Here is a 22,124-nt window from a genome sequence, read left to right on the forward strand (position 1 = left end):
GTCGACTCACTTAGGCTGTTAGAGAAGTGCAGTCCTGCCCGTTTCGTGGGCCTGCTCCTGGTTACCGGAGCCTCGGTGGCCGTGGAGCCGGGGTGAGGAGGTGTCCCTCGTGGACGTCGACGCCGGACACGGCGCCGCCCTGGGGGGCGCGCTTCCGACCCAGCCGGGCGAACTGCCCCTGGCCCGGCGACTGCGGTCGCTGCTGACCTGGCCCACCACCGAGTCCGACCCGGTCGCCCGCCTGGTCCGCGCCCACCGGGCCATCCACGCCGGCACCGACCCCGCGGTGCTGCGCCGGGCCTACACCATCGCCGAGAACATGCACCGGGGGCAGTTCCGCAAGAGCGGCGAGCCCTACATCACCCACCCGCTCGCCGTCGCGCAGATCTGCGCCGAGCTCGGCATGGACACCATCACCCTGGTCGCGGCCCTGCTGCACGACACCGTGGAGGACACCCGCTACACCCTCCAGGCGCTCGCCGAGGACTTCGGCCGGGAGGTGGCCCACCTCGTCGACGGGGTGACCAAGTTCGACAAGGCGTTCTACGGCAAGGCCGCCGAGGCCGAGACGATCCGCAAGATGATCATCGCAGCCGGCAAGGATGTCCGGGTGCTGATCATCAAGCTGGCCGACCGGCTGCACAACATGCGCACCCTCGGCGTACGCTCGGCCGCCTCCCGGGAGCGGATCGCCCGGGCCACCCAGGAGGTGCTCGTCCCGCTCTGCGACCGGCTCGGCATCCAGACCTTGAAACGTGAGCTGGACGACGTGGTGCTGCTGCACCTCAAGCCGGAGGAACACGACCGGATCTCCCGGCACGTACGGGAGCGCCCCGGGTGGGACGCCTACCTCGAACAGGTGGTCGCCCGCGCCCGGGTGGCACTGCGCCGCAACCGGGTCGACGCCGAGGTGACCCCGCGCCCCCGGCACCTCTACTCGATCTGGAAGGACACCGTGGCCGGCGGCCACGAAACCCCGTACGACCTGCCCCGGATCGCGGTGGTGGTGGACGGCCCGGCCACCGACTGTTACGCCGCGCTGGGCGCCATCCACGGCGTCTGGCGACCCGTGCCGGGCCGGTTCAAGGACTTCATCGCCTCGCCGAAGAACAACCTCTACCGCTCGCTGCACACCAGCGTCTGCGGCCCGGAGAACCGCACAGTGGAGGTGCTGATCCGCACCGAGGAGATGCACCGCAAGGCCGAGTACGGCATAGCCGCCGACTTCCGCTTCCCCCGCTCCGGTAGCGCGGCGGCGGCCAGGGCCGAACAGCTCGACTGGCTGCGCCGCGTGCTGGACTGGGAACAGGACGCCGCCGACCCGGCCCAGTTCCTCCAGTCGCTGCGCTGCGACCTGGCCGAGACGCAGATCCAGGTGGTCGCCGAGGGTCGGCAGATCGTGCTGCCGGCCGGCGCCACCCCGGTCGACCTGGCCTACGAGCTGGGCACCGAGCGCGGCGACCACTGCCTGGCGGCGCGGATCAACGGCCGGTTGGCCCCGCTCTCCTCCCAACTGGCCGAGGGGGACGTGGTGGAGATCTTCACCGAGACCGACGCGGAGGGCGGGGCCGGCACCGACGCCGCACCGCCCGGCCCCCGCCGGGAGTGGCTCGGGTTCGTGAAGTCGCCGCACGCGCAGATGCAGATCAACCGGTGGTTCGCCGAGCACACCGAGCCGGGCATCTCGATCAGCGACAAGGTCCGCCTCGGCCGGGCCACCATCGGGCTCGCGCTGCGCCAGCACAACCGGGGCCTGGCCAGCGACCTGCCGCTGCTGCGGCTCTCCGAGGAACTCGGCTACCCCGACCTGGAGACCATGCTGGTCGCGGTCTTCGACCGGGTGATCGAGCCGGACGCCGTGGTGCGGCAGCTCATCGACCTGGTGGACCACCGGCAGTGACCGGGCGGGGCCCGGGGAGCGCGAGCCGCCCGCGTGGCCACTAGCCTTAACTCATGATCCCCCGCTCGCGCGCCACCGGACGGGCCGTCGCCTACCAGGTCTTCTACCGGCTGCCGCTACCGCTGCGCCGCCGCCTGGTCCGACTGGCCGTGCCGAAGTACATCGTCGGCGCGGTGACCCTGGTCCGCGACGCCGAGGCCGAGGGGGCGGGCCGGCTGCTGCTGCTGCGCCAGCCGCCCGGCAAGGGCTGGACGCTCCCGGCCGGGCTGCTCCAGCGCGGCGAGGCGCCGGTGGTCGGCGCGGCCCGGGAACTGTTCGAGGAGTCCGGGATCCGGCTCTCGCCCCGGCAGCTCCAGCCGGCCGTGCCGAACGCGGTGGTGCACGCCAAGGGCTGGGTGGACGTGGTGTTCACCGCCGAGGTTCCGGCGTCGACCACCGAACTGACGGTGGACGGCGCGGAGGTCTTCGAGGCGGCCTGGCACCCGCTGGACGACCTGCCCCGGCTGACCTGGCCGACGGCGCGCCTGCTCGCCTACTACGGCATCGGCCCACTGGCCGGGCAGTTCCCGCCGCCGGTACCGGACACGCCGTGAGCGGGCGCACCACCGGGCGCGCCGCGGCGGCCGGCGACCGCGCGGAACGGCGCGGGACGTCGGTGTGAGCGACCCGGTCGGGCCCGAGGTCTGCGCGGTGGTGCTCGCCGCCGGCGAGGGCACCCGGCTGCGGCCGCTGACCGAACGGGTACCCAAGGCGCTCTGCCCGGTGGGCAACGTGCCGCTGCTCGACCGCGCGCTGGCCCGGCTGGCCGGGCTCGGCCTGACCGGCCCGGACCGGGTCGCCGTCAACGCCTGCTACCTCGGCGAGCAGGTGGTCGCGCGGGTGGGTGACCGGGCCCACCTCTCGGTCGAGCCGGGCGACCCGCTGGGCACCGCCGGCGGCGTCGGCAACCTGCGGGACTGGATCGCCGGGCGGGGGGTGCTGGTCGGCAACGCCGACGCCTACCTGCATCACCCGGCCGCCGCCCCGGGGCCGGACATCGCCGCGCTGCTGCGCGGCTGGGACGGCGAGAGCGTACGCCTGCTCGGTCAGCCCGCGGCGGACCCGGCGGCGCCCGGGACGTTCGACGGCCACGCGTTCACCGGGTTCTCGCTGCTGCCGTGGCGGCTGGTGCGGGACCTGCCGGCCGAGTTCGGCGACCTGGTCCGGGCGGTGTGGCGGCCGGCGGAGGCGGCCGGTGCGCTCACCGTGGTGCCGTACGCCGGCACCTTCTACGACACCGGCACCCCGGCGGACTACCTCGCGGCCAACCTGCACGCCGCCGGGACCGGCAGCCTGGTCGACCCGACGGCCACCGTGACCGGCCGGTGCCACCGGTCGGTGATCGGCGCCGGCGCGACCGTGCTCGGCGACGTCGACCGCGTCGTGGTCTGGCCGGGCGCCCGGGTCGCCGCCGGCGAACACCTGCACAACGCCATCCGCGCGGACACCCAGCTGACCGTCCCCGCAGCACCGAGCCCGTGATCATCTGATCGGGGGCAGGTCGGATCATCGGCGGCAGACCCGCGGACCGTCATCCGATCACGAGCCACCGCACTAGCATGAGCGACGACGTCGACGAACGGAGAAATGTCCCGTGCTCACCGCGATCGTGCTGATCGACTGCGCCACCGACTCGATCCCCGAGGTGGCCGAGGCCCTGGCCGACCTGCCCGGCGTCAGCGAGGTCTACTCGGTGGCCGGCCACGTCGACCTGATCGCCATGGTCCGGGTACGCGAGTTCGACCAGATCGAGCAGGTCATCGCCGGGCGCATCTCCAAGGTGCCGGGCGTGCTGAACACCGAGTCGCACATCGCCTTCCGGGCGTACTCGCAGCACGACCTGGAGGAGGCGTTCGCGATCGGCCTGGCCAACGCCGACTGAACCCGACACGCGGCGGCCGGCCCACCCCCAGCGGGGATGGGCCGGTCGTCGTCCGACGTCAGCTCTCGCTCGGAACCGGCGTCTCGGTGGTACCGCCCGGGGCCGGCGACTCGGTGGTGCCGCCCGGAGCCGGGGTTTCGGTGGTGCCACCCGGAGCCGGCGTGGTGCCGCCCGGGCTCGGCGTGCCGCTGGCACTGGCCTGCGGCACCGGGATGCCCAGCTGCTCGGCCAGCTGCACCAGCTCGTCGTAGTGCGCCTGGAGCGTCGGCAGCGCCGTCTGCGCCAGCTGGACCACCGACTGCTCGGTGCCCTGCGAGATCTCCGTCTGGGTGGCCTGGATGGCCTGGACGTGGCCGGTCAGCTGGCTGGTCACCCAGAGCCGGTCGAACTCCTCGCCGCTGGCGTTGTTCAGCTGGTCGATGACGTCCTGCTGGTCCGTCGTGGGCTCGGCGGGCAGTTGCACACCGAGCTGGGACGCGGTCTGCTGCACCGTCTGGTCCAACTGGGTGTGGTCCGTCTTGAACATCTCGCCCAGGTCCTTCACCTGCTGGTTCTGGCCCTTCTGCTGGGCCAGGTCACCGGTGGTGATCTCGAACAGGTTGACCTGGTGGATCGCCTGCAGGTACTGGGTGTCCTGCGTCGACGGCTGCGCCGCCGCCTGAGCCGCCGCGGCGGGTGCCAGCCCCACCAGCACCAGCGCGGCCAGCAGGCCGAGGCGTTTGATACCCAACATGCTTCCCCCCCTTGAGACGTTGGACCGCACGGATACCCGACTGACCGGGGTTAATCCTGCGATCCGCCCGCCGGGACCGGCGCCGTCGTACCCGCTCAAGGGGTCACGGTCGGACCGCTCCCCCGGCAGGCGAGGCGGAAACGGACGTGGCGCCCACCGGAGGACTCCGGGGGGCGCCACGTCGGGGTGTCTCAGGCGATCAGCTCCGGCGCTCGCCGCTGCCGATCTCCTCCCGCTCCGGTCGGGCCTCGACCGGCGGGTGACCCGGCGAGACCGGCGCCTCGGCCGGCTTCTCGATCGGGTAGAAGAAGCCCCGGATGGCCGGGCCGAGGGCGCCGAGCCGGTTCATCTTCTTCGGCACCACCCAGCCGGCGTACTCCAGCTCGCCGTGGCCGTCGTGGCCGTCCGCCGCGCTGAGCGGCTGGTGCACCTCGACGAACCGGCCGTCCGGCAGCCGCCGGATGATGCCGGTCTCGACACCGTGGGCGAGCACCTCGCGGTCGTGCTGCTGCAGACCGAGGCAGAGCCGGTAGGTGACGTAGTAGGCCAGCGGCGGCAGCACCAGCAGGCCGATCCGGCCCGCCCAGGTCATCGCGTTCAGGCTGATCTGGAACTTGTCAGCGATCACGTCGTTGGCGCCGGAGAGGGTCAGCACGACGTAGAAGGCCACCGCCATGGCGCCCACCGCGGTGCGGGCCGGCACGTCACGGGGCCGCTGGAGCAGGTTGTGGCTCCGGTAGTCCTTGAGGTGCCGGGCCTCCAGGAACGGGTAGAGCGTGGAGAGGCCCACCAGGATGCCCGGTAGCACGACCGTCGGCCAGAACAGCGGCGGGATCACGTACCCGTCGCCGATCGGGATGTTGATCTCCCACGCCGGCATCAGTCGGGTCGAGCCGTCGAGGAACATCACGTACCAGTCGGGCTGGCTGGCCGCCGATACCACCCACGCCTCGTACGGGCCGAACAGCCAGATCGGGTTGATCTGGAACAGGCCACCCATCAGCGCGATCACGCCGAAGACGACCATGAAGAAGCCGCCCTGCTTGATCACGTAACGCGGGAAGAACCGCTCGCCGACCACGTTGCCGTTGGTCCGGCCGGGGCCGGGCCACTGGGTGTGCTTCTGCTTGAAGACCAGGCCCAGGTGGACGCTGATCAGCGCGACCAGCAGGGCCGGGATGAGCAGCACGTGGGCGATGAAGAACCGGCTGATGATGATCGTGCCGGGGAACTCCCCGCCGAAGATCGACGAGGTGAGCCAGGAGCCGATCACCGGAATGGAGAGCATGATCGCCGAGGCGATCCGCAGGCCGGTGCCGGAGAGGCCGTCGTCCGGCAGCGAGTAGCCGGTGAAGCCGGCCAGGAAGCCGACCCAGAACAGCAGCGAGCCGATGATCCAGTTCGTCTCACGCGGCTTGCGGAACGCGCCGGTGAAGAAGATCCGGAGCATGTGCACCACGATCGCGGCCATGAACAGCAGCGCCGACCAGTGGTGCATCTGCCGCATGATCAGGCCGCCCCGGACGTCGAACGAGATGTCCAGGCTGGAGGCGTACGCGGCCGACATCGGCGTGCCCCGCAGCGGGGCGTAGCTGCCGTTGTAGACCACCTCGGTCATCGCCGGCTCGAAGAAGAAGGTCAGGAAGACCCCGGTGAGCAGCAGGACGATGAACGAGAAGAGCGCGATCTCGCCGAGCAGGAAGGACCAGTGGTCCGGGAAGACCTTGTTCAGCATCCGGCGCAGCGGGGTGGCCGCCTGGAACCGGTCGTCCAGTCCCGCGGCGGTCTTGCCCGGCACCGCCGCCATGTCAAACTTTCGCCGCTTCACGGCCGCTCCCAGAAGTCGGGCCCGACGGTCTCGGTGTAGTCGGACTTCGCCACGAAGTAGCCCTCGGCGTCCACCTCGATCGGCAACTGCGGCAGCCGCCGGCTGGCCGGACCGAAGATGGGCCGGGCGTTGTCGGTGATGAGGAACTGCGACTGGTGGCACGGGCAGAGCAGACGGTTGGTCTGCTGCTCGTACAGGCTCGCCGGGCAACCTGCGTGCGTGCAGATCTTGGAGAACGCGGCGTAGTTGCCCCACATGTAGTCGCCGTGACCCTCGCGCTCGTTGGCCCGGCGCGACTCCTGCGCGTCCGAGTCGCGCAGGTGGATCAGCAGGGTCGGCGAGTCGGCGTGCCGGTTGCTCACGCCGTGGTCGATGCCGGGGAACACCGTGATCTGGCCGCCGGCGCTGATGTCCGACGGGCGGATCGGCCGGCCGTCCTCGCGGACCAGGCGGACCTTCTGGCCGCCCTCGGCCGGGGCGAACCCGGTGGTGAACATCTGGTTGTTCTTGTGCGGGTCGGAGATCAGACCGCCGACCAGCGGCGCCGCGACGACCGCGCCGACCGGCGCGAGACCGGCCAGCAGCGAGATGCCGAGCAGCGGCCGGCGCTTCACGCCCAGCTCGTCGACCATGTAGAGCATCGTCTGGCCGGTGATGGTGCGGTCTTCCGCGGCGACCGCGCCCTCGTGCCGGTCCTGGATCGAGACCTCCTTGGGCAGCAGCTTCTTGCCCCAGGTCAGGATGCCGAAGCCGATGCCGAGCAGGGCCACCCCCAGGGTGACGCCGAGCAGCGGGGTGTACCACTTGTCGCCGCCGCGGCCCGGCGCGTACTCCCAGGGCCACCAGATGTAGATGATCAGGAACGCCGTCGCGGCCAGACCGGTCAGCAGGAACATCGAGGCGACCGTACGGGTCAGCCGGCGCTCGGCCTTGCTACCCGGGACGACCTGGGGCTCGTAGTGGACGATCTCGATGTCGTCCCGGCGGGCGCCCTCCCGCACGATGTCGAAGCGGGTCAGCCCGGGGGTGTTCACGTCGAGCGGTTCCCGGCCCTGCTGGGCCTGGTGCTCGGTGTGCGTGCTCATGCCGTCACCTCGCTACGCGCGGTGCCGAGCCGCGGCACCACAGCACTGAAACGAACGATCCGCCCGGTCACGACTTGCCCGCAATCCACAGGCTCGTGAAGACCAGCGCGACGATGCCCACCAGGAAGATCGCCAGGCCCTCGGTCGAGGGGCCGTACCGACCGAGGTTGAAGCCACCCGGGTCCTGGTCGTGCTTCAGCGTCTCCTGGATGTAGGCGATGATGTCCGCCTTCTGCTCCGGGGTGATCTGGTTGTCCCCGAACACCGGCATGTTCTGCGGGCCACTCAGCATGGCGGCGTAGATCTGCCGGTCGGTGGCCGGGCGCAGGCTCGGCGCGTACTTGCCGGAGGAGAGGGCGCCGCCGCCACCGCCGAAGGCGTGGCACTGCGAGCAGTTGATCCGGAACAGCTCGCCACCGGCGGCGATGTTGCCGTCCTCGTGCAGGTCGGCGCCCTCGGGCACGACCGGGCCGCCGCCGAGCTCCTGGATGTACTGGGCCAGCTGACGGGTCTGCTCGTCGGTGAAGAGCTCCGGCTTGCGCTGCGCCTGGGCCTCCTGCCGGGCCATCGGCATGCGGCCGGTGCCGACCTGGAACTCGACCGAGGCCGCGCCGACGCCGATCAGGCTCGGCCCGCGCCCCTCGACACCCTGCGCGTTGCGACCGTGGCAGGTCACACAGCTCACGTCGAACAGCGCCTTGCCCTCCGCGGCGGCGCCGGTCAGCGGCGGGTTGTCCTGCGCCTGCACGCCGGGAGCGAAGACCGTGTAGGCGCCGCCGGCCAGCATCAGCGCGGCGAGCAGGCGGACCGCGGCACCCAGCCGGCGGCGGCCCCTGCTGCGCGCTACGGGCCGCCCGCGCAGCCGCGCGAGCAGACCGCGTCGGCGGTCGTTGTCAGAAGTCATGACCTGTGTCCTTAACCGGTTGGACCTTGTCTCAGGGGACGGAGCAGCGGCGCGGTTCGTGACGCGCCAAGATCACTGAAGCCAGTAGATCATGGCGTAGAGCCCGATCCACACCACGTCGACGAAGTGCCAGTAGTACGACACGACGATCGCGGACGTGGCCTGCGCCGGGGTGAACCGGCCCATGGTGGTGCGGATCATGAAGATGATGAAGGCAACCAGACCGCCGGTCACGTGCAGACCGTGGAAGCCGGTGGTCAGGTAGAACATCGACCCGTAACCGTCTTCGTTGATCTTGATGCCCTCGTGCACCAGCTCGCGGTACTCGTTGAGCTGACCGAGCACGAAGATCAGGCCCATCACGAAGGTGATCGTGAACCAGCGCCGCAGGGCGTGGACGTCACCCTTCTCGGCGGCGAACACACCGAGCTGGCAGGTCACCGAGGACAACACCAGGATCACCGTGAAGGTGGTCGCGTACGGGATGTTGAGGTGCTCGGTGTGCTTCGCCCACTGCTCCGGCGCCGCCGCGCGGATGGAGAAGTACATCGCGAACAGCGCCGCGAAGAACATGAGTTCGCTGGAGAGCCACACGATCGTCCCGACGCTGACCATGTTGGGTCGGGTCAGGGAGTGGATCCGGCTCTTGTCAATGGCTGGGGCCGCAGTCACGCGGTCATTATTGCCCTTGACCGGGGCCGGCGATCAGCGGGGTGCCAAACCGGTGGCATCCATGGCCCGATCGGGGTGGTCCGCTTCGCCTGACCTAGGCTGAAAAGCGTGCTGCACGTCGATCGGATCTCCGCCGCCACCTCGGTCGCCGCCCTGCCGGGAGGTGAGCCGACCCCGCCGCCGTTCACCGTCACCTCGGTGTTCACCGAGACCCGGCTGGACAGCTGGCTCGCCGTCGGCCTGGTGCTGGCCGCCGGTATCTACCTCTACGGGGTGCACCGGCTGCGGATGCGCGGCGACCGGTGGCCGGTCTCCCGGACGGTCTTCTTCCTCGGCCCCGGCCTGGGCGGTATCGCGTTGGTCACGGTCAGCGGCCTGCACGCGTACGACACCGCGCTGCTGTCGGTGCACATGGTGCAGCACATGGTGCTGTCGATGATCTCGCCGATCTTCCTCGCCCTGGGCGCCCCGATGACGCTGGCCCTGCGCACCCTGCCGCAGCGACCGCGCAAGCGGCTGCTGGCGATCGTGCACAGCCGGATCGCCCGGATCTACAGCTTCCCGCTGGTGGCGTTCGCCATCTTCGTGGTGAACCCGTTCGCGCTCTACTTCACCGACCTCTACCGGTTCACCCTGGAGCACGCCTGGGCGCACGAGCTGGTGCACGCGCACTTCATCCTGACCGGCTGCGTGTTCTTCTGGCCACTGCTCGGCCTCGACCCGCTGCCCGGCCGCTGGCCGTACCCGGCGCGGGCCCTGCTGATGCTGCTCTCGGTGCCGTTCCACACCGTGCTCGGGCTCACCATCATGCAGAGCAGCACGCTCTTCGGCGGCGACTGGTACCCGTCGCTCGGGCTCAGCTGGGCCGACCCGTGGGACGACCAGGTGCTCGCCGGCGGCATCCTGTGGGCCGGCGGCGAGTTCGTCAGTGTGACCATGCTCGCCGTGCTGGTCGTGCAGTGGATGAAGCAGGCCGAGCGGGAATCCCGCCGGATCGACCGCGAGCTGGACCGCCAGGAGGCCCGCCAGCGCGCCGCGGAATCCGCCGCCTGAGCTGCGCCGACGGTACGCGCCGCGGGCACCGCCGGGCGGGACGTCGCGCACCTCACACCGACCGGTACGATCAGCGGGCAGCTACGAGGTGGGAGCCAGTCCAGCCATGAGCGATCGTTCGTGCACCATCCTGCTCTACAGCGACGACCCGCAGGTCCGCGACCGGATGCGGCTCGCCGTGGGCACCCGGCCCGCGCCCGGCCTCCAGGTCGAGTTCGTCGAGGCCAGCGACTACGCCGAGTGCGTCCGGCTGGTCGACGACTACGAGATCGACCTGCTGCTGCTCGACGGTGAGGCCAGCCCGGGCGGCGGCCTCGGCATCGCCCGGCAGATCAAGGACGACCGCGAGGACGCTCCCCCGACCTGCGTGGTCATCGCCCGCGCCGCCGACCGCTGGCTCGCCGCGTACGCCGAGGTCGACGCCACCCTGGTGCACCCGCTCGACCCGGTGACCACCGGCACCACGGTGGCCGAGCTGCTGCGGGCGCACGCCCCCGCCTGACGTCCGCCGCACCCGGCCCCGCCACCGCGTCGGGCCGACCGGCGCCGGTTGGCGTCCACCCGCACCCGCTCGCTTCGCTCGGGAGGCCCACCATGGGCGATCGGACCTGGCCGCACCTGCTCAACGCGTTGCTGCGCGGCGAGGAGCTGTCCACCGCCGACACCGCCTGGGCGATGGGCGAGATCATGTCCGGCGCCGCCTCCGCGGCCCAGATCGCCGGCTTCGCGGTGGGCCTGCGGGCGAAGGGCGAGACCTCGGCCGAGCTGGCCGGCCTGGTCGAGGCGATGCTCGGCCGGGCGGTCCAGGTCGAGCTGCCGGACGAGCTGCGGGCCACCGCGCTCGACGTGGTCGGCACCGGCGGTGACCTCGCCCACACGGTCAACATCTCCACGATGACCGCGCTGGTGGTGGCCGGCGCGGGCGTACGGGTGGTCAAGCACGGCAACCGCGCCGCCTCCTCGTCCTGCGGCACCGCCGACCTGCTCGAGTTCCTCGGCGTCCCGCTCGACCTCGGCCCCGAGGGCGTGGCCCGGTGCGTCACCGAGGCCGGCATCGGGTTCTGCTTCGCCGCCCGGTTCCACCCCGGCATGCGGCACGCCGGCCCGGTCCGGCGCGAGCTGGGCGTGCCCACCGCGTTCAACTTCCTCGGCCCGCTGACCAACCCGGCCCGGCCCCGGGGCGGCGCGGTGGGCTGTTTCGACCGGCGGATGGCCCCGGTGATGGCCGGCGTCTTCGCCGCCCGGGGCGACTCGGTGCTGGTGATGCGCGGCGAGGACGGCCTGGACGAGTTCACCACCGCCGCGCCGACCCGGGTCTGGGTGGCCCAGGGCGGCACCGTGAGAGAGGCCGTGCTGGACGCGGTCGACCTCGGGGTACCCCGGTCCACCCTCGCCGACCTGCGGGGCGGGGACGCCGCCTACAACGCCGGCGTGGCCCGGCGCCTGCTCGCCGGCGAGACCGGCCCGGTCCGGGACGCCGTACTGGTCAACTCGGCGGCCGCCCTGGCCACCCAGGGGCCGCTCGACGGCGACCTCACCGAGGCGTTGCGTGCCGGGATGGCGCGGGCGGCCGAGTCCATCGACTCCGGCGCGGCCGCCGCCGTCCTCGACCGCTGGATCACCACCGCCCGCTCCCTCTGACCGCCGCGCCCGGCTGGAGTTGGCCGCGGGGCTCCGCCGCAGCGACCTTCGGCGCCCCCGGGCCCCGCCGCACCCCCGTGATCGCCGGGGTCGCCCCGGCGCCGCCAAATGCGGCTTCTCGCGGTCACCCAGCCCTCGGACACCGCGACATTCCGCACCCGGCGAAGAGCCCAGCCAACCCACCGGCGGCCCGCCGGTCGGTCGCCCGTGGGCTGGCTCAGCCCGGTTGCCGGCACCGCGGGTGGTCCCGTGCCCCGGGGGTCCGGAAGCTCCGCCCGCCGACGGGCCGGCTGCCCAGGTCAGCCGGCTCGGTCGGCGGATGACGGCGGACATGTCGGATCCGCGTGCCAAACTACAGCCGAGTAGTTTTCCGATCCCGACGCGCGTTCAGGTGCCTGTCGGGAGCCCGGTGGGAAAGGAGCCGTCGCCGTGTCGGATCGCGAACTCCACTGCGACACCTGCGAGGGCGTCCAGCCGTTCGAGGCGCCGCCCTGCGTCGACGGCCACGGCGCCGACTGCCCCGAGCTGTTCTGCACCCGCTGCGGCTCCGCGGTGTTGATCGCCACCTGCACGTTCCGCGCCGCCCGCCTCGCCGACCGTCGGCGACCGGTCCGCCGCCGCGCCGCCTGACCCTCATCCCACCCACCCCACCGGGGCGATCACCCCGACCGCCGGCCGCCCCCGTTGACGCCCCCGCCTGGACAGGCCCCGCGACAGCACGCCAGGACGGCCGCGCCCGGGACAGGCCGCCGGGACGGAACGAAGCCCGCCTCCCCGGAGGGAGGCGGGCTTCGTCAGGGCTCGTGCGGTGACGCCGCTCAGTGCTCGGCGGTGCGCCGGGTACCGCTGTAGTACTCGAAGAGCAGGCCGCAGGCGGCGAAGACGACCGCCAGCAGACCGGCACCCACCAGCCAAAACTGCCAGAAGACCAGGCCGAGGCCGGCGATCGAGGCGGACAGCGCCAGGCCGAACGGCCAGTAGCTGCCCGGGCTGAAGAAGCCCACCTCGCCCGCGCCATCGGCGATCTCGGCGTCCGGCCGGTCCTCCGGCCGCAGGTCGATGCGGCGGGAGACGAACCAGAAGAAGCCACCGCACATCGCGCAGAGCAGGAAGGACAGCAGCAGGGCCGTGGTGCCCACCCACTCGACGCCGCCGGCCTCACCGGCCGTCCAGGCGCCGTACAGGACGGTCGCGAAGAGCAGGAACCCGGCGATGATCAGGAAGATGCGCCACTCGGTCTTCATGCCCGCTCCCTCAGCTTCCCGCGCTAACCGGAGCGTTGTCCGGGTTGAAGTTGGCCTCCGTGCGGCGCGTCTCGAACGGCCGGGTGGTCTGCGCGTACGGCTCCTCGCCGATGGCCGTCAGCGCCTCCTGGGTCGACTTGCCGTCCTGCTTGGCCGCGAGGAACTGCTCGTACTTCTCCGGCGACACGACCCGCAGCTCGAAGTTCATGAACGCGTGGTAGCTGCCGCAGAGCTCGGCGCAGCGACCCACGTAGGCGCCCTCGGTCTCCAGGCTGGAGACCTCGAACACGTTGCGGATCTTGCCCGGCATGACGTCCCGCTTGAACAGCATCTCCGGCACCCAGAACGAGTGGATGACGTCCCGGCTGGTCTCCTCGAACCGGATGGACCGGTTGCTCGGCAGCACCAGGATCGGGATGACCTCGCTGGTGCCCAGCGTCGAGGCGACGGTGTTGGCCTCCGGGCCCTGGCCGTCGCGGTAGTTGAACTGCCAGTTCCACTTGAAGGCGACCACCTCGACGGTGACGTCGGGGTTCTTGGTCGTCTTCACCACGTCGGTCTGCACGATCGCCGTGTAGTAGAAGAGCACGGAGACGATCAGGATCGGCGCGATGGTGTAGAGGAACTCCATCGGCAGGTTGTAGCGGGTCTGCACCGGCAGCTCGTTGCCCCGCTTGCGGTAGCGGACGACGCACCAGAAGATCAGGCCCCACACGAAGACGCCGACCGCGAGCGCCGCGATGCACGAGGCGATCCACAGGTCGTACATCCGGCGGGATTCCGGCGAGATGCCACCCTGCGGCCAGCCGAAGCCGCCGAACGTCGCGCCGACGTCGCAGCCCGTGAGCAGGACCAGCAGCGCCGCCCCGCCGAGACCGAGCCCGGCGACCCGACCAGCACCACGCCGCCGGCGCCCACCGGCTCCTGGGGAAGCGCTGTGCCGTACGGCCGTGGGCCGTACCTCCGAACTCCTTGCGACCACCTGGTCCTGCCTCCCTAGCGCGCCGCGGTGCCTGTTCTCTTCTGCCGCCCCAGCGGGCGGAGCGACAGCACCGGCGGCAAAGGCGTCACCGACGGTCGCAGATTACTCGACCATGACGGGCTGGACCGTGTTGGGGTCACTGTCCGCCCCCATCGGGGGGATCTTGGGCGTAGTGGCGCGATAGCGTGGACAGCCGTGAGCGCATCCCCGGTCTATCTGGACGCGGCGACCGCCGCCCCGCTGCACCCGGTCGCCCGGCAGGCGCTGCTGGCCGCCCTCGACGACGGCTGGGCCGACCCCGGCAAGCTCTACACGCAGGCCCGCCGGGCCCGCCAGCTCCTCGACGCGGCGCGCGCCGCGACCGCCGAGACCCTGGGCGTACGCCCTGACGAGATCTCCTTCACCGCCAGCGGTACGACCGCCGCGCACGCGGCCGTCCTCGGTGGCCTGGCCGGGCGGCACCGGGTCGGCCCGATCCTGGTGCACTCGGAGATCGAGCACTCCGCCGTGCTGCACGCGGCCGAGCGGCACACCGCCGCCGGCGGCACCGCGCTCGGGGTGCCGGTGGACCGGCTCGGCCGGCTGGACGTCGCCGCCTGGGACACCGCGGTCCGGGCCCCCGGTGTGGCGCTGGCCGCACTGATCGCCGCCAGCCACGAGGTGGGCACCCTCCAGCCGGTCGCCGAGGCGGCCGCCGCCTGCGCGGACGCCGGGGTGCCGCTCTACGTCGACGCGGCGCAGGCGGTGGGCCGGGTGCCGGTGCCGGCCGGCTGGTCGGTGCTGACCGCCAGCGCGCACAAGTGGGGCGGCCCGGCCGGGGTGGGGCTGCTGGTGGTCCGCAAGGGCACCCGCTGGGAGTCGCCCTGGCCGGCCGACGAGCGGGAGTCCGGCCGTACGCCTGGCGCGCTGAACCTGCCGGCGGTGGTGGCGGCGGCGGCGAGCCTGCGCGCGGCGGCGGCCGACGCGGCGGCCGAGGCGGCCCGGCTGGCGCCGTTGGTGGACCGGATCCGGGCCCGGGTGGCGGCCGAGGTGCCGGACGTGGAGGTGGTGGGTGATCCCGACCACCGGCTGCCGCACCTGGTCACCTTCTCCTGCCTGTACGTCGACGGCGAGGCGCTGCTGCACGCGCTGGACCGGCGCGGGTTCGCCGTCTCGTCCGGTTCGTCGTGCACCTCGTCGACGCTGCGCCCGTCGCACGTGCTGGAGGCGATGGGCGTGCTCTCGCACGGGAACGTGCGGATCTCGCTGCACCGGGAGACGACCGGGGCGGACGTGGAACGGTTCCTCACCGAACTGCCCGGGATCGTCGCCGACCTGCGGGCCGAGGCGGGGGTGGTGGGGCTGTGACCGCGCCGCGGGAGGTGCTGGACTGCCGGGGGCAGCGCTGCCCGCTGCCGGTGATCGCGGTCGCCCGGCGGCTGCCCGAGCTGCCGGTGGGCACCGTGGTCCGGGTGCTGGCCGACGACCCGGCGGCGGCGGTGGACATCCCGGCCTGGTGCCGGATGCGCGGTCACGAGTTCCTCGGCAAGGTCACCGGCGACGACGGCCCCGCCTACGACGTACGCCGCCAGCACTGACCCCGGGAAGCTGCACGCGGTCGGGGCGGGCGTCGTGCGCCCACCACGACCGCGTGCTCGACGGCGGGGACCCGGGTCAGGGCAGCAGGTGGGGGCGCACCTCGTCGGCGGCGACGTCGCCGTACGACTCGGCGAGCCGCTTGACGAACAGGTCGCGCCGGACGTGGTACTCCTGGGTGCCGACGGTCTCCAGCACCAGGGTGGCCAGCAGGGAGCCCACCTGGGCGGCCCGCTCCAGGCCGAGGCCCCAGGAGAGCGCGGTGAAGAAGCCGGCGCGGAAGCCGTCGCCGACGCCGGTCGGGTCGACCGCCTGGGTCTCCCGGGCGATCGGCACGTGGATCGGGTCGATGCCGCGTCCGGCGATCTCCACGCCGTGCTTGCCCAGCGTGGTGACCCGGATCTTGACCCGGTCGAGCAGCTGCTCGTCGCTCAGGCCGGCCTTGCTCTGCAGCAGCGACTTCTCGTAGTCGTTGGTCATCAGGTAGTCGGCGCCGTCGATCAGCGCGATGACGTCCTCACCCGGCATCCGGGCCAGCTGCTGGGACGGGTCGGCGGCGAACGCGAAGCCGCGCTCCCGGCACTCGGCCGAGTGCCGCAGCATCGCCTCCGGGTCGTTGGCGCCGACCAGGACCAGGTCGAGCCCGCCGAGGCGGTCGGCGACCGGCGCGAGCTCGATGTTGCGCGCCTCGCTCATCGCCCCCGCGTAGAAGGACGCGATCTGGCACATGTCGGTGTCGGTGGTGCAGACGAAGCGGGCGGTGTGCGCCACCTCGCTGATGTGCACCGAGTCGCAGTCGACGTTGTGCCGCTCGAGCCAGGAGCGGTAGTCGGCGAAGTCCGCCCCGACCGCGCCCAGCAGCACCGGACGCAGGCCGAGCTGACCCATGCCGAAGGCGATGTTGGCGGCCACCCCGCCCCGGCGCAGCACCAGGTCGTCCACCAGGAAGGAGAGGGACACCTTGTGCAGCTGGTCGGCGATGAGCTGGTCGGCGAAGCGGCCGGGGAAGCTCATCAGGTGGTCGGTGGCGATCGAGCCGGTCACCGCGATCTTCATGTCAACCCTCAGGGTCGGGAGCAGGGCGCGGGTCAGCCTACCGGCCGCCGCAAGGCCGGGCGACCGCACGGTTGCACATCGGCTACGGCCAGGTGACGGCCACCGCGGGCCCACCAGGGGCACCGACATCGGCGGGCGGCCGGGCGGCGGGGCGCACGGTTGAACGACGCCGCCCGTCCGCTGGCGGCCGCATGCCTGAACGGCGGCGGGGCCGTCCCTTCCGGGACGGCCCCGCCGCCGGTGATCGGAGTCGACTCAGCTGAACGAGTCGCCGCAGGCGCAGGAGCTGCCCGCGTTGGGGTTGTCGATGGTGAAGCCCTGGGCGTCGATCCGGTCGGCGAAGTCGATGGTGGCGCCGGCCAGGTAGGGGGCGCTCATCCGGTCGACGACGACCTCGACACCGTCGTAGTCGGTGACGATGTCACCGTCGAGGGAGCGCTCGTCGAAGAAGAGCTGGTACCGCAGGCCGGAGCAGCCGCCCGGCTGCACCGCGACCCGGAGCCGCAGGTCGTCACGGCCCTCCTGCTCGATCAGGGCCTTGACCTTCTGCGCCGCGACGTCGGTGAGGACGACGGAAGTAGGGGCCTTGGCCTCGGTCGACTCGGTCTGCGCTGGCGTGGTCACGTGGAATTCTCCCTGCGCGCGTTCGGTGTGGTCGTCCCGACCAACGTCACCCGCCGGTCAGCGATTCCCACTGTGGTCCAGTTTCTGATTGTAGGCCGCCGCGGGCCGGGTCACCCGGCGGCGTGACCTCGGGGCTTCCCCGCGCGGCGCCGGTCACACCCGGGTCACCGGCGCCGGCTACCCCCGGTCGCCGACCTCGCCCACCCCCGGCCGGCGGCTCCGGCCGTGCCCGGTCAGCGGCTCCACTGCCGGGCCAGCCGGGCGCCGAGCTCGCGCAGCCCCTCCGCGGGCCGGCTCAGCGCGGCGGCCAGGCCGCCGCGCTCCTCGCCGCCGAAGTGCTCCACCAGGCTGTACGCGTCGGTCACCCCGGCCGCGGCGGCCTCCCGCCGCCCGGTGCTGACCTGGCCGGCGAGCACCACGCAGGGCAGGCCGCGGTCCCGGGCCGCGCCGGCCACCCCGGCGACCACCTTGCCGCGCAGCGACTGGTGGTCGAACGAGCCCTCCCCGGTGATCACCAGGTCGACCCCGTCCAGCGCGACGTCCAGGCCGGTGGCCCGGGTGACCAGGCCGATACCCGACTCGCACCGGCCGCCGAGGGCGAGGATCGCCGCGCCGAGGCCGCCGGCCGCCCCGCCGCCGGGCAGCGCGCCGAGTTGCGCCGGGCAGCCGGGCAGGTCCCGCTCGAGTACGGCGGCGAAGCGCTCCAGCGCGCTGTCGAGCAGCAGCACGTCGGCCCGGTCGGCGCCCTTCTGCGGGCCGAACACGTTGCTGGCCCCGTGCAGCCCGAGCAGCGGGTTGTCCACGTCGGTGGCGGCGACCAGCCGGGCGTCCCGCAGCCGGGGCGCGCCGTCGAGGGTTGCCACGGCGGCCAGCGCGGCGCCCCCGTACGGTAGGGCCCGGCCGGCCTCGTCCAGCGGGGTGACGCCGAGCGCGGTGAGCATCCCGGCGCCGGCGTCGTTGGTGCCGGAACCGCCCAGCCCGATGATCACCGTGTGCGCGCCGGCCTCGACCGCGGCGGCCACCAGCAGCCCCAGCCCGTACGAGGTGGTGGCCTTCGGGTCCCGCTCGTCGGCGGCGAGCAGGTGCAGGCCGCACGCCTGGGCGCTCTCCAGCCAGGCGGTCGATCCGCCGTCGGTGAGCAGGATCTCACCGGCCGCCGGCCGGCCCAGCGGGTCGACGGTCGGCACCGGCACCCGTCGCCCGTCCAGGGCGTCGGCGAGCACGTCGAGGAAGCCGGGACCGCCGTCGGCCAGCGGCCTGATCAGCAGCTCGTCGTCCCCGGCCACCTCGCGCCAGCCGGCGGCCACCGCGGCGGCGACCTCGGGGGCCGGCAGCGTGCCGGCGAACTTGTCCGGACAGAGCAGCACGCGCATGCCGAGCAGTGTGGCAGCCCACACCGGCGGAGGCCGCGCCGAGGCCACGCTGTGGGACCATGGGGTACGTGACTTCGACCTGGGTAGAACCCTCCAACACCGCCACGGCGCTGCTGCTGCTCGGCCGGGGCAGCGACCCCGCCACCGAGCGTGGCGTCGAGTGTCCGGGCGACCTGCCGGCGCCCAGCGACCCGGACCTGGTGGCCCGGGCGGCGGCGGCGAAGGCGAAGCTGGGCAGCAAGGTGTTCGTGCTGGGCCACCACTACCAGCGCGACGAGGTGATCCAGTTCGCCGACGTGACCGGCGACTCGTTCAAGCTGGCCCGCGAGGCGGCCGCCCGCCCGGAGGCGGAGTACATCGTCTTCTGCGGCGTGCACTTCATGGCCGAGAGCGCCGACATCCTCACCTCGGACGCGCAGCAGGTGGTCCTGCCCGACCTGGCCGCCGGCTGCTCGATGGCCGACATGGCGGTGCTGTCACAGGTCGAGACGGCCTGGGAGGTGCTCACCGAACTGGGCATCGCGGAGCAGACCGTCCCGGTCACGTACATGAACTCCTCGGCGGACATCAAGGGCTTCGTCGGCCGTAACGGCGGCGTGGTCTGCACCTCGTCCAACGCCAAGCGCGCCCTGGACTGGGCCTTCCAGCAGGGTTCGAAGGTGCTCTTCCTGCCCGACCAGCACCTGGGCCGCAACACGGCCGTGCTGGAGATGGGCTTCTCGCTGGACGACTGCGTGCTCTACGACCCGCACAAGCCGAACGGCGGGCTCACCCCGGAGCAGCTGCGCGGCGCCAAGATGATCCTGTGGCGCGGGCACTGCTCGGTGCACGGCCGGTTCACCCTGGGCAGCGTCAACGACGTCCGGGAGCGGGTACCCGGGGTCAGCGTGCTGGTCCACCCGGAGTGCCGGCACGAGGTGGTCACCGCGGCCGACCACGTCGGCTCGACGGAGTACATCATCAAGACCATCGAGGCGGCCCCGGCCGGCTCGGCGTGGGCGGTCGGCACCGAGCTGAACCTGGTCCGCCGGCTGGCGCTGGCCCACCCGGACAAACAGATCATGTTCCTCGACCGGGCGGTCTGCTACTGCTCGACGATGAACCGGATCGACCTGCCGCACCTGGTCTGGGCCCTGGAGGAGCTGGTCGCCGGTCGGGTGGTCAACCGGATCACCGTCGACCCGGACACCGCGCACCACGCCCGGGTGGCGCTGGACAAGATGCTCGCCCTGCCCGGTGCGGACACCCCGCCGCCCGGCACCCGTTGATCACCCTTGGTAGTTACCCTTTTACGGAATTGGGTCGGATCACCGAAAAATGCCCTCAGGGGCGAAGTGACCGGGTCCATTTTCATCACTGAGGGCTATGCTGCCGGGGCGACGACGCACGCGGCCCGTTTCGACCCGTCCGCGTTCCGGGTAGCGATGACATCGTGAGCCCCACCATCTACAGCACCGACCGCTGGAGGTTGCGTTGACCGACGACGTCCTGGTCGTACACGGAGGCACTCCGCTGGAAGGGCGGATCCGCGTGCGCGGCGCGAAGAACCTGGTTTCCAAGGCGATGGTCGCCGCGCTGCTGGGCGACAGTCCGAGCCGCCTGTTCGACGTGCCGAACATCCGTGACGTCGAGGTCGTCCGTGGCCTGCTCGGCCTGCACGGGGTCAAGGTGACCGACGGCGACGAGGACGGCGAGCTGGTCTTCGACCCGGCGAACGTGGAGAGCGCCAGCACCGACCAGATCAACGTGCACGCCGGCTCCAGCCGGATCCCGATCCTGTTCTGCGGGCCGCTGCTGCACCGCCTCGGCCACGCCTTCATCCCGGACCTGGGCGGCTGCCACATCGGCCCGCGGCCGATCGACTTCCACCTCCAGGCGCTGCGCGAGTTCGGCGCCACGGTCGACAAGACCCCCGAGGGGCTGCACCTGTCCGCGCCGAACGGACTGCACGGCACGAAGTTCGCGCTGCCCTACCCGAGCGTCGGCGCCACCGAGCAGGTGCTGCTGACCGCAGTGATGGCCGAGGGCGTCACCGAGCTGCGCAACGCCGCGGTGGAGCCGGAGATCATCGACCTGATCTGCGTCCTGCAGAAGATGGGCGCGATCATCAAGGTGCACACCGACCGGGTGATCGAGATCCAGGGCGTGCCGAGGCTGCACGGCTACACCCACCGGCCGATCCCGGACCGGATCGAGGCGGCGAGCTGGGCCGCGGCCGCGCTGGCCACCCGCGGGCACGTGGAGGTGCTCGGCGCGCAGCAGGCCGACATGATGACCTTCCTGAACATCTTCCGGTCGGTCGGCGGCGAGTACGAGGTGACCGACAGCCGGCCGCCGCGGCTGGGCGACCCGGGCCAGGAGGGCGGCATCCGGTTCTGGCACCCGGGTGGCGAGCTGAAGTCGGTGGCCCTGGAGACCGACGTGCACCCCGGTTTCATGACCGACTGGCAGCAGCCGCTGGTGGTGGCGCTGACCCAGGCGCGCGGGCTGTCCATCGTCCACGAGACGGTCTACGAGCAGCGGCTCGGCTACACCGAGGCGCTGAACTCGATGGGTGCCAACATCCAGGTCTACCGGGACTGCCTGGGCGGCACCCCGTGCCGCTTCGGCCGGCGCAACTTCAAGCACTCCGCGGTGATCGCCGGGCCGAGCAAGCTGCACGCCGCCGACCTGGTCATCCCCGACCTGCGGGCCGGGTTCAGCCACCTGATCGCGGCGCTGGCCGCCGAGGGCACCTCCCGGGTGTACGGCGTCGACCTGATCAACCGGGGCTACGAGGACTTCGAGGCGAAGCTGGCCGACCTGGGCGCGCACGTCGAGCGTCCGTAACCTCCCACACTGACGACCGCGCCCGGTGCACCGCGATGTGCACCGGGCGCCGTCGGTTGGCTACCCTTTCCGCGTGCCGTCGCTGTTTCGCCGCAAGTCCACCGACCTCGCCGACGAGGCGGTCACCTCGGTGACCCCCGAGGAGGAGGCCACGTCCACCCGTCCCCGGGGCTACACCCCCGCGAAGGGACGCGAGACGCCGAAGCGGCCGAGCGCCGGCCGGCGGCCGGCCGGGGCCACCAAGCCGATGACCAAGGAAGAGCAGCGGGAGCACCGGCGCAAGCTGCGGGCCGAGGCGGCGGCGGAGTTCCGGCGCGAGGGCGGCCCGCGTGACCGCGGCCCCGAGCGGCAGCTGGCCCGCAACGTGGTCGACTCCCGGCGTACGGTCGGCACCTGGTTCTTCGGCGGCGCGCTGATCGTGCTGATCGGCTCGAACGCGGCCATGCCGCCGGTGGTCCGGCTGGTGTCGAACATCCTCTGGGGCGCCCTGGCCCTCGGCGTGGTGATCGACTCGATCCTCATCTGCCGCAAGATCAGGAAGCTGGTCCGCGAGCGCTTCCCGAACACCGGGCAGCGGATGGGCTCGCTCTACCTGTACGCGATCATGCGCTCGATCACGTTCCGCCGGATGCGCGCCCCGGAACCCCGGGTCAACCTCGGCGACCCGGTCTGACAACGACGGAACCGGCCCCTCCCGCACCGCG

At 72.3% G+C, this 22,124-nt stretch carries 23 protein-coding genes; 13 read left to right on the top strand and 10 right to left on the bottom strand.

Going from position 1 to position 22,124, the window contains the following annotated elements; translation table 11 throughout:
- The first annotated feature begins 109 nt into the window (after nucleotides 1-109).
- The 4 genes from FHX32_RS01170 to FHX32_RS01185 all read left to right on the top strand — a co-directional run bounded on the left by FHX32_RS01170 (nucleotide 110) and on the right by FHX32_RS01185 (nucleotide 3,821).
- Entirely contained in the window at nucleotides 110-1,900 is a 1,791-nt protein-coding gene (locus FHX32_RS01170; RefSeq protein ID WP_167182041.1) for a RelA/SpoT family protein, read from the top strand.
- Between the two features lie 53 nt (nucleotides 1,901-1,953).
- Entirely contained in the window at nucleotides 1,954-2,493 is a 540-nt protein-coding gene (locus FHX32_RS01175; RefSeq protein WP_167178676.1) for an NUDIX domain-containing protein, read from the top strand.
- A 64-nt stretch (nucleotides 2,494-2,557) separates the two neighbouring features.
- Nucleotides 2,558-3,421: a sugar phosphate nucleotidyltransferase gene (locus FHX32_RS01180; RefSeq protein WP_167178679.1), complete on the top strand. Its 864-nt coding sequence runs from the start codon at nucleotides 2,558-2,560 to the stop codon at nucleotides 3,419-3,421.
- Nucleotides 3,422-3,533: 112 nt separating this feature from the next.
- The gene (locus FHX32_RS01185; RefSeq protein ID WP_167178681.1) at nucleotides 3,534-3,821 is read left to right on the top strand and encodes an Lrp/AsnC ligand binding domain-containing protein; all 288 of its coding nucleotides are present in this window, start codon (nucleotides 3,534-3,536) and stop codon (nucleotides 3,819-3,821) included.
- Nucleotides 3,822-3,879: 58 nt separating this feature from the next.
- On the opposite strand, the gene FHX32_RS01190 is transcribed toward FHX32_RS01185, so the two are convergent.
- From FHX32_RS01190 to ctaE, 5 genes are all read right to left on the bottom strand, one after another.
- Nucleotides 3,880-4,554: a DUF4142 domain-containing protein gene (locus FHX32_RS01190; RefSeq protein ID WP_167178683.1), complete on the bottom strand. Its 675-nt coding sequence runs from the start codon at nucleotides 4,552-4,554 to the stop codon at nucleotides 3,880-3,882.
- 199 nt (nucleotides 4,555-4,753) lie between these two features.
- On the bottom strand, nucleotides 4,754-6,382 hold the full coding sequence (gene qcrB, locus FHX32_RS01195) for a cytochrome bc1 complex cytochrome b subunit (protein ID WP_167178685.1): 1,629 nt from the start codon (nucleotides 6,380-6,382) through the stop codon (nucleotides 4,754-4,756).
- Nucleotides 6,379-7,467 carry a cytochrome bc1 complex Rieske iron-sulfur subunit gene (qcrA, locus tag FHX32_RS01200; RefSeq protein ID WP_167178687.1) on the bottom strand — a complete coding sequence of 363 codons (1,089 nt, stop codon included), beginning with the start codon at nucleotides 7,465-7,467 and terminating at the stop codon, nucleotides 6,379-6,381. The genes qcrB and qcrA overlap by 4 nt, the downstream gene beginning before the upstream one ends.
- 67 nt (nucleotides 7,468-7,534) lie before the next feature.
- Complete coding sequence (qcrC, locus tag FHX32_RS01205) at nucleotides 7,535-8,371, bottom strand: cytochrome bc1 complex diheme cytochrome c subunit (protein WP_167178689.1); 837 nt, start codon at nucleotides 8,369-8,371, stop codon at nucleotides 7,535-7,537.
- Between the two features lie 72 nt (nucleotides 8,372-8,443).
- Nucleotides 8,444-9,043, bottom strand: coding sequence for an aa3-type cytochrome oxidase subunit III (ctaE, locus tag FHX32_RS01210; RefSeq protein WP_109901865.1), 600 nt, complete (start codon nucleotides 9,041-9,043; stop codon nucleotides 8,444-8,446).
- A gap of 108 nt (nucleotides 9,044-9,151) precedes the next feature.
- Here ctaE and FHX32_RS01215 point away from each other — a divergent pair, with 108 nt between their 5' ends.
- The 4 genes from FHX32_RS01215 to FHX32_RS01230 all read left to right on the top strand — a co-directional run bounded on the left by FHX32_RS01215 (nucleotide 9,152) and on the right by FHX32_RS01230 (nucleotide 12,367).
- Nucleotides 9,152-10,096: a cytochrome c oxidase assembly protein gene (locus FHX32_RS01215; RefSeq protein ID WP_167178691.1), complete on the top strand. Its 945-nt coding sequence runs from the start codon at nucleotides 9,152-9,154 to the stop codon at nucleotides 10,094-10,096.
- Nucleotides 10,097-10,202: 106 nt separating this feature from the next.
- Entirely contained in the window at nucleotides 10,203-10,598 is a 396-nt protein-coding gene (locus tag FHX32_RS01220; protein ID WP_167178693.1) for a response regulator, read from the top strand.
- Between the two features lie 92 nt (nucleotides 10,599-10,690).
- A complete protein-coding gene (trpD, locus tag FHX32_RS01225) occupies nucleotides 10,691-11,737 on the top strand; it encodes an anthranilate phosphoribosyltransferase (RefSeq protein WP_167178695.1) in 1,047 nt (348 codons plus the stop codon).
- Nucleotides 11,738-12,166: 429 nt separating this feature from the next.
- Nucleotides 12,167-12,367, top strand: a complete 201-nt coding sequence (locus FHX32_RS01230) for a hypothetical protein (protein WP_167178697.1) — start codon at nucleotides 12,167-12,169, stop codon at nucleotides 12,365-12,367.
- A gap of 188 nt (nucleotides 12,368-12,555) precedes the next feature.
- Here the strand turns inward: FHX32_RS01230 and FHX32_RS01235 are convergent, their stop codons facing one another.
- Together FHX32_RS01235 and ctaC are read right to left on the bottom strand one after the other, a co-directional pair.
- On the bottom strand, nucleotides 12,556-12,981 hold the full coding sequence (locus FHX32_RS01235) for a cytochrome c oxidase subunit 4 (protein ID WP_167178699.1): 426 nt from the start codon (nucleotides 12,979-12,981) through the stop codon (nucleotides 12,556-12,558).
- Between the two features lie 10 nt (nucleotides 12,982-12,991).
- A complete protein-coding gene (gene ctaC / locus FHX32_RS01240) occupies nucleotides 12,992-13,963 on the bottom strand; it encodes an aa3-type cytochrome oxidase subunit II (protein ID WP_167178701.1) in 972 nt (323 codons plus the stop codon).
- A 195-nt stretch (nucleotides 13,964-14,158) separates the two neighbouring features.
- Between ctaC and FHX32_RS01245 the strand changes: the two genes are divergently transcribed.
- Together FHX32_RS01245 and FHX32_RS01250 are read left to right on the top strand one after the other, a co-directional pair.
- Entirely contained in the window at nucleotides 14,159-15,310 is a 1,152-nt protein-coding gene (locus FHX32_RS01245; protein ID WP_167178703.1) for an aminotransferase class V-fold PLP-dependent enzyme, read from the top strand.
- Nucleotides 15,307-15,540: a sulfurtransferase TusA family protein gene (locus FHX32_RS01250; RefSeq protein WP_088992672.1), complete on the top strand. Its 234-nt coding sequence runs from the start codon at nucleotides 15,307-15,309 to the stop codon at nucleotides 15,538-15,540. The genes FHX32_RS01245 and FHX32_RS01250 overlap by 4 nt, the downstream gene beginning before the upstream one ends.
- Nucleotides 15,541-15,616: 76 nt before the next feature.
- Here the strand turns inward: FHX32_RS01250 and FHX32_RS01255 are convergent, their stop codons facing one another.
- The 3 genes from FHX32_RS01255 to FHX32_RS01265 form a co-directional block, all read right to left on the bottom strand.
- The gene (locus FHX32_RS01255; protein WP_167178705.1) at nucleotides 15,617-16,594 is read right to left on the bottom strand and encodes a carbohydrate kinase family protein; all 978 of its coding nucleotides are present in this window, start codon (nucleotides 16,592-16,594) and stop codon (nucleotides 15,617-15,619) included.
- 255 nt (nucleotides 16,595-16,849) lie between these two features.
- Nucleotides 16,850-17,218, bottom strand: a complete 369-nt coding sequence (gene erpA, locus FHX32_RS01260) for an iron-sulfur cluster insertion protein ErpA (RefSeq protein ID WP_088992670.1) — start codon at nucleotides 17,216-17,218, stop codon at nucleotides 16,850-16,852.
- Nucleotides 17,219-17,451: 233 nt separating this feature from the next.
- Nucleotides 17,452-18,591 carry a glycerate kinase family protein gene (locus tag FHX32_RS01265; RefSeq protein WP_167178706.1) on the bottom strand — a complete coding sequence of 380 codons (1,140 nt, stop codon included), beginning with the start codon at nucleotides 18,589-18,591 and terminating at the stop codon, nucleotides 17,452-17,454.
- Between the two features lie 68 nt (nucleotides 18,592-18,659).
- On the opposite strand from FHX32_RS01265, the gene nadA reads away from it, so the two are divergent.
- From nadA to FHX32_RS01280, 3 genes are all read left to right on the top strand, one after another.
- Nucleotides 18,660-19,859 carry a quinolinate synthase NadA gene (gene nadA, locus FHX32_RS01270; protein ID WP_167178708.1) on the top strand — a complete coding sequence of 400 codons (1,200 nt, stop codon included), beginning with the start codon at nucleotides 18,660-18,662 and terminating at the stop codon, nucleotides 19,857-19,859.
- Nucleotides 19,860-20,064: 205 nt separating this feature from the next.
- Complete coding sequence (gene murA, locus FHX32_RS01275; RefSeq protein WP_167178710.1) at nucleotides 20,065-21,420, top strand: UDP-N-acetylglucosamine 1-carboxyvinyltransferase; 1,356 nt, start codon at nucleotides 20,065-20,067, stop codon at nucleotides 21,418-21,420.
- A 73-nt stretch (nucleotides 21,421-21,493) separates the two neighbouring features.
- Nucleotides 21,494-22,093 carry a DUF3043 domain-containing protein gene (locus tag FHX32_RS01280; protein ID WP_167178712.1) on the top strand — a complete coding sequence of 200 codons (600 nt, stop codon included), beginning with the start codon at nucleotides 21,494-21,496 and terminating at the stop codon, nucleotides 22,091-22,093.
- The last annotated feature ends 31 nt before the right edge of the window (nucleotides 22,094-22,124 follow it).

It is taken from the genome of Micromonospora sp. CNZ280 (assembly GCF_011759515.1).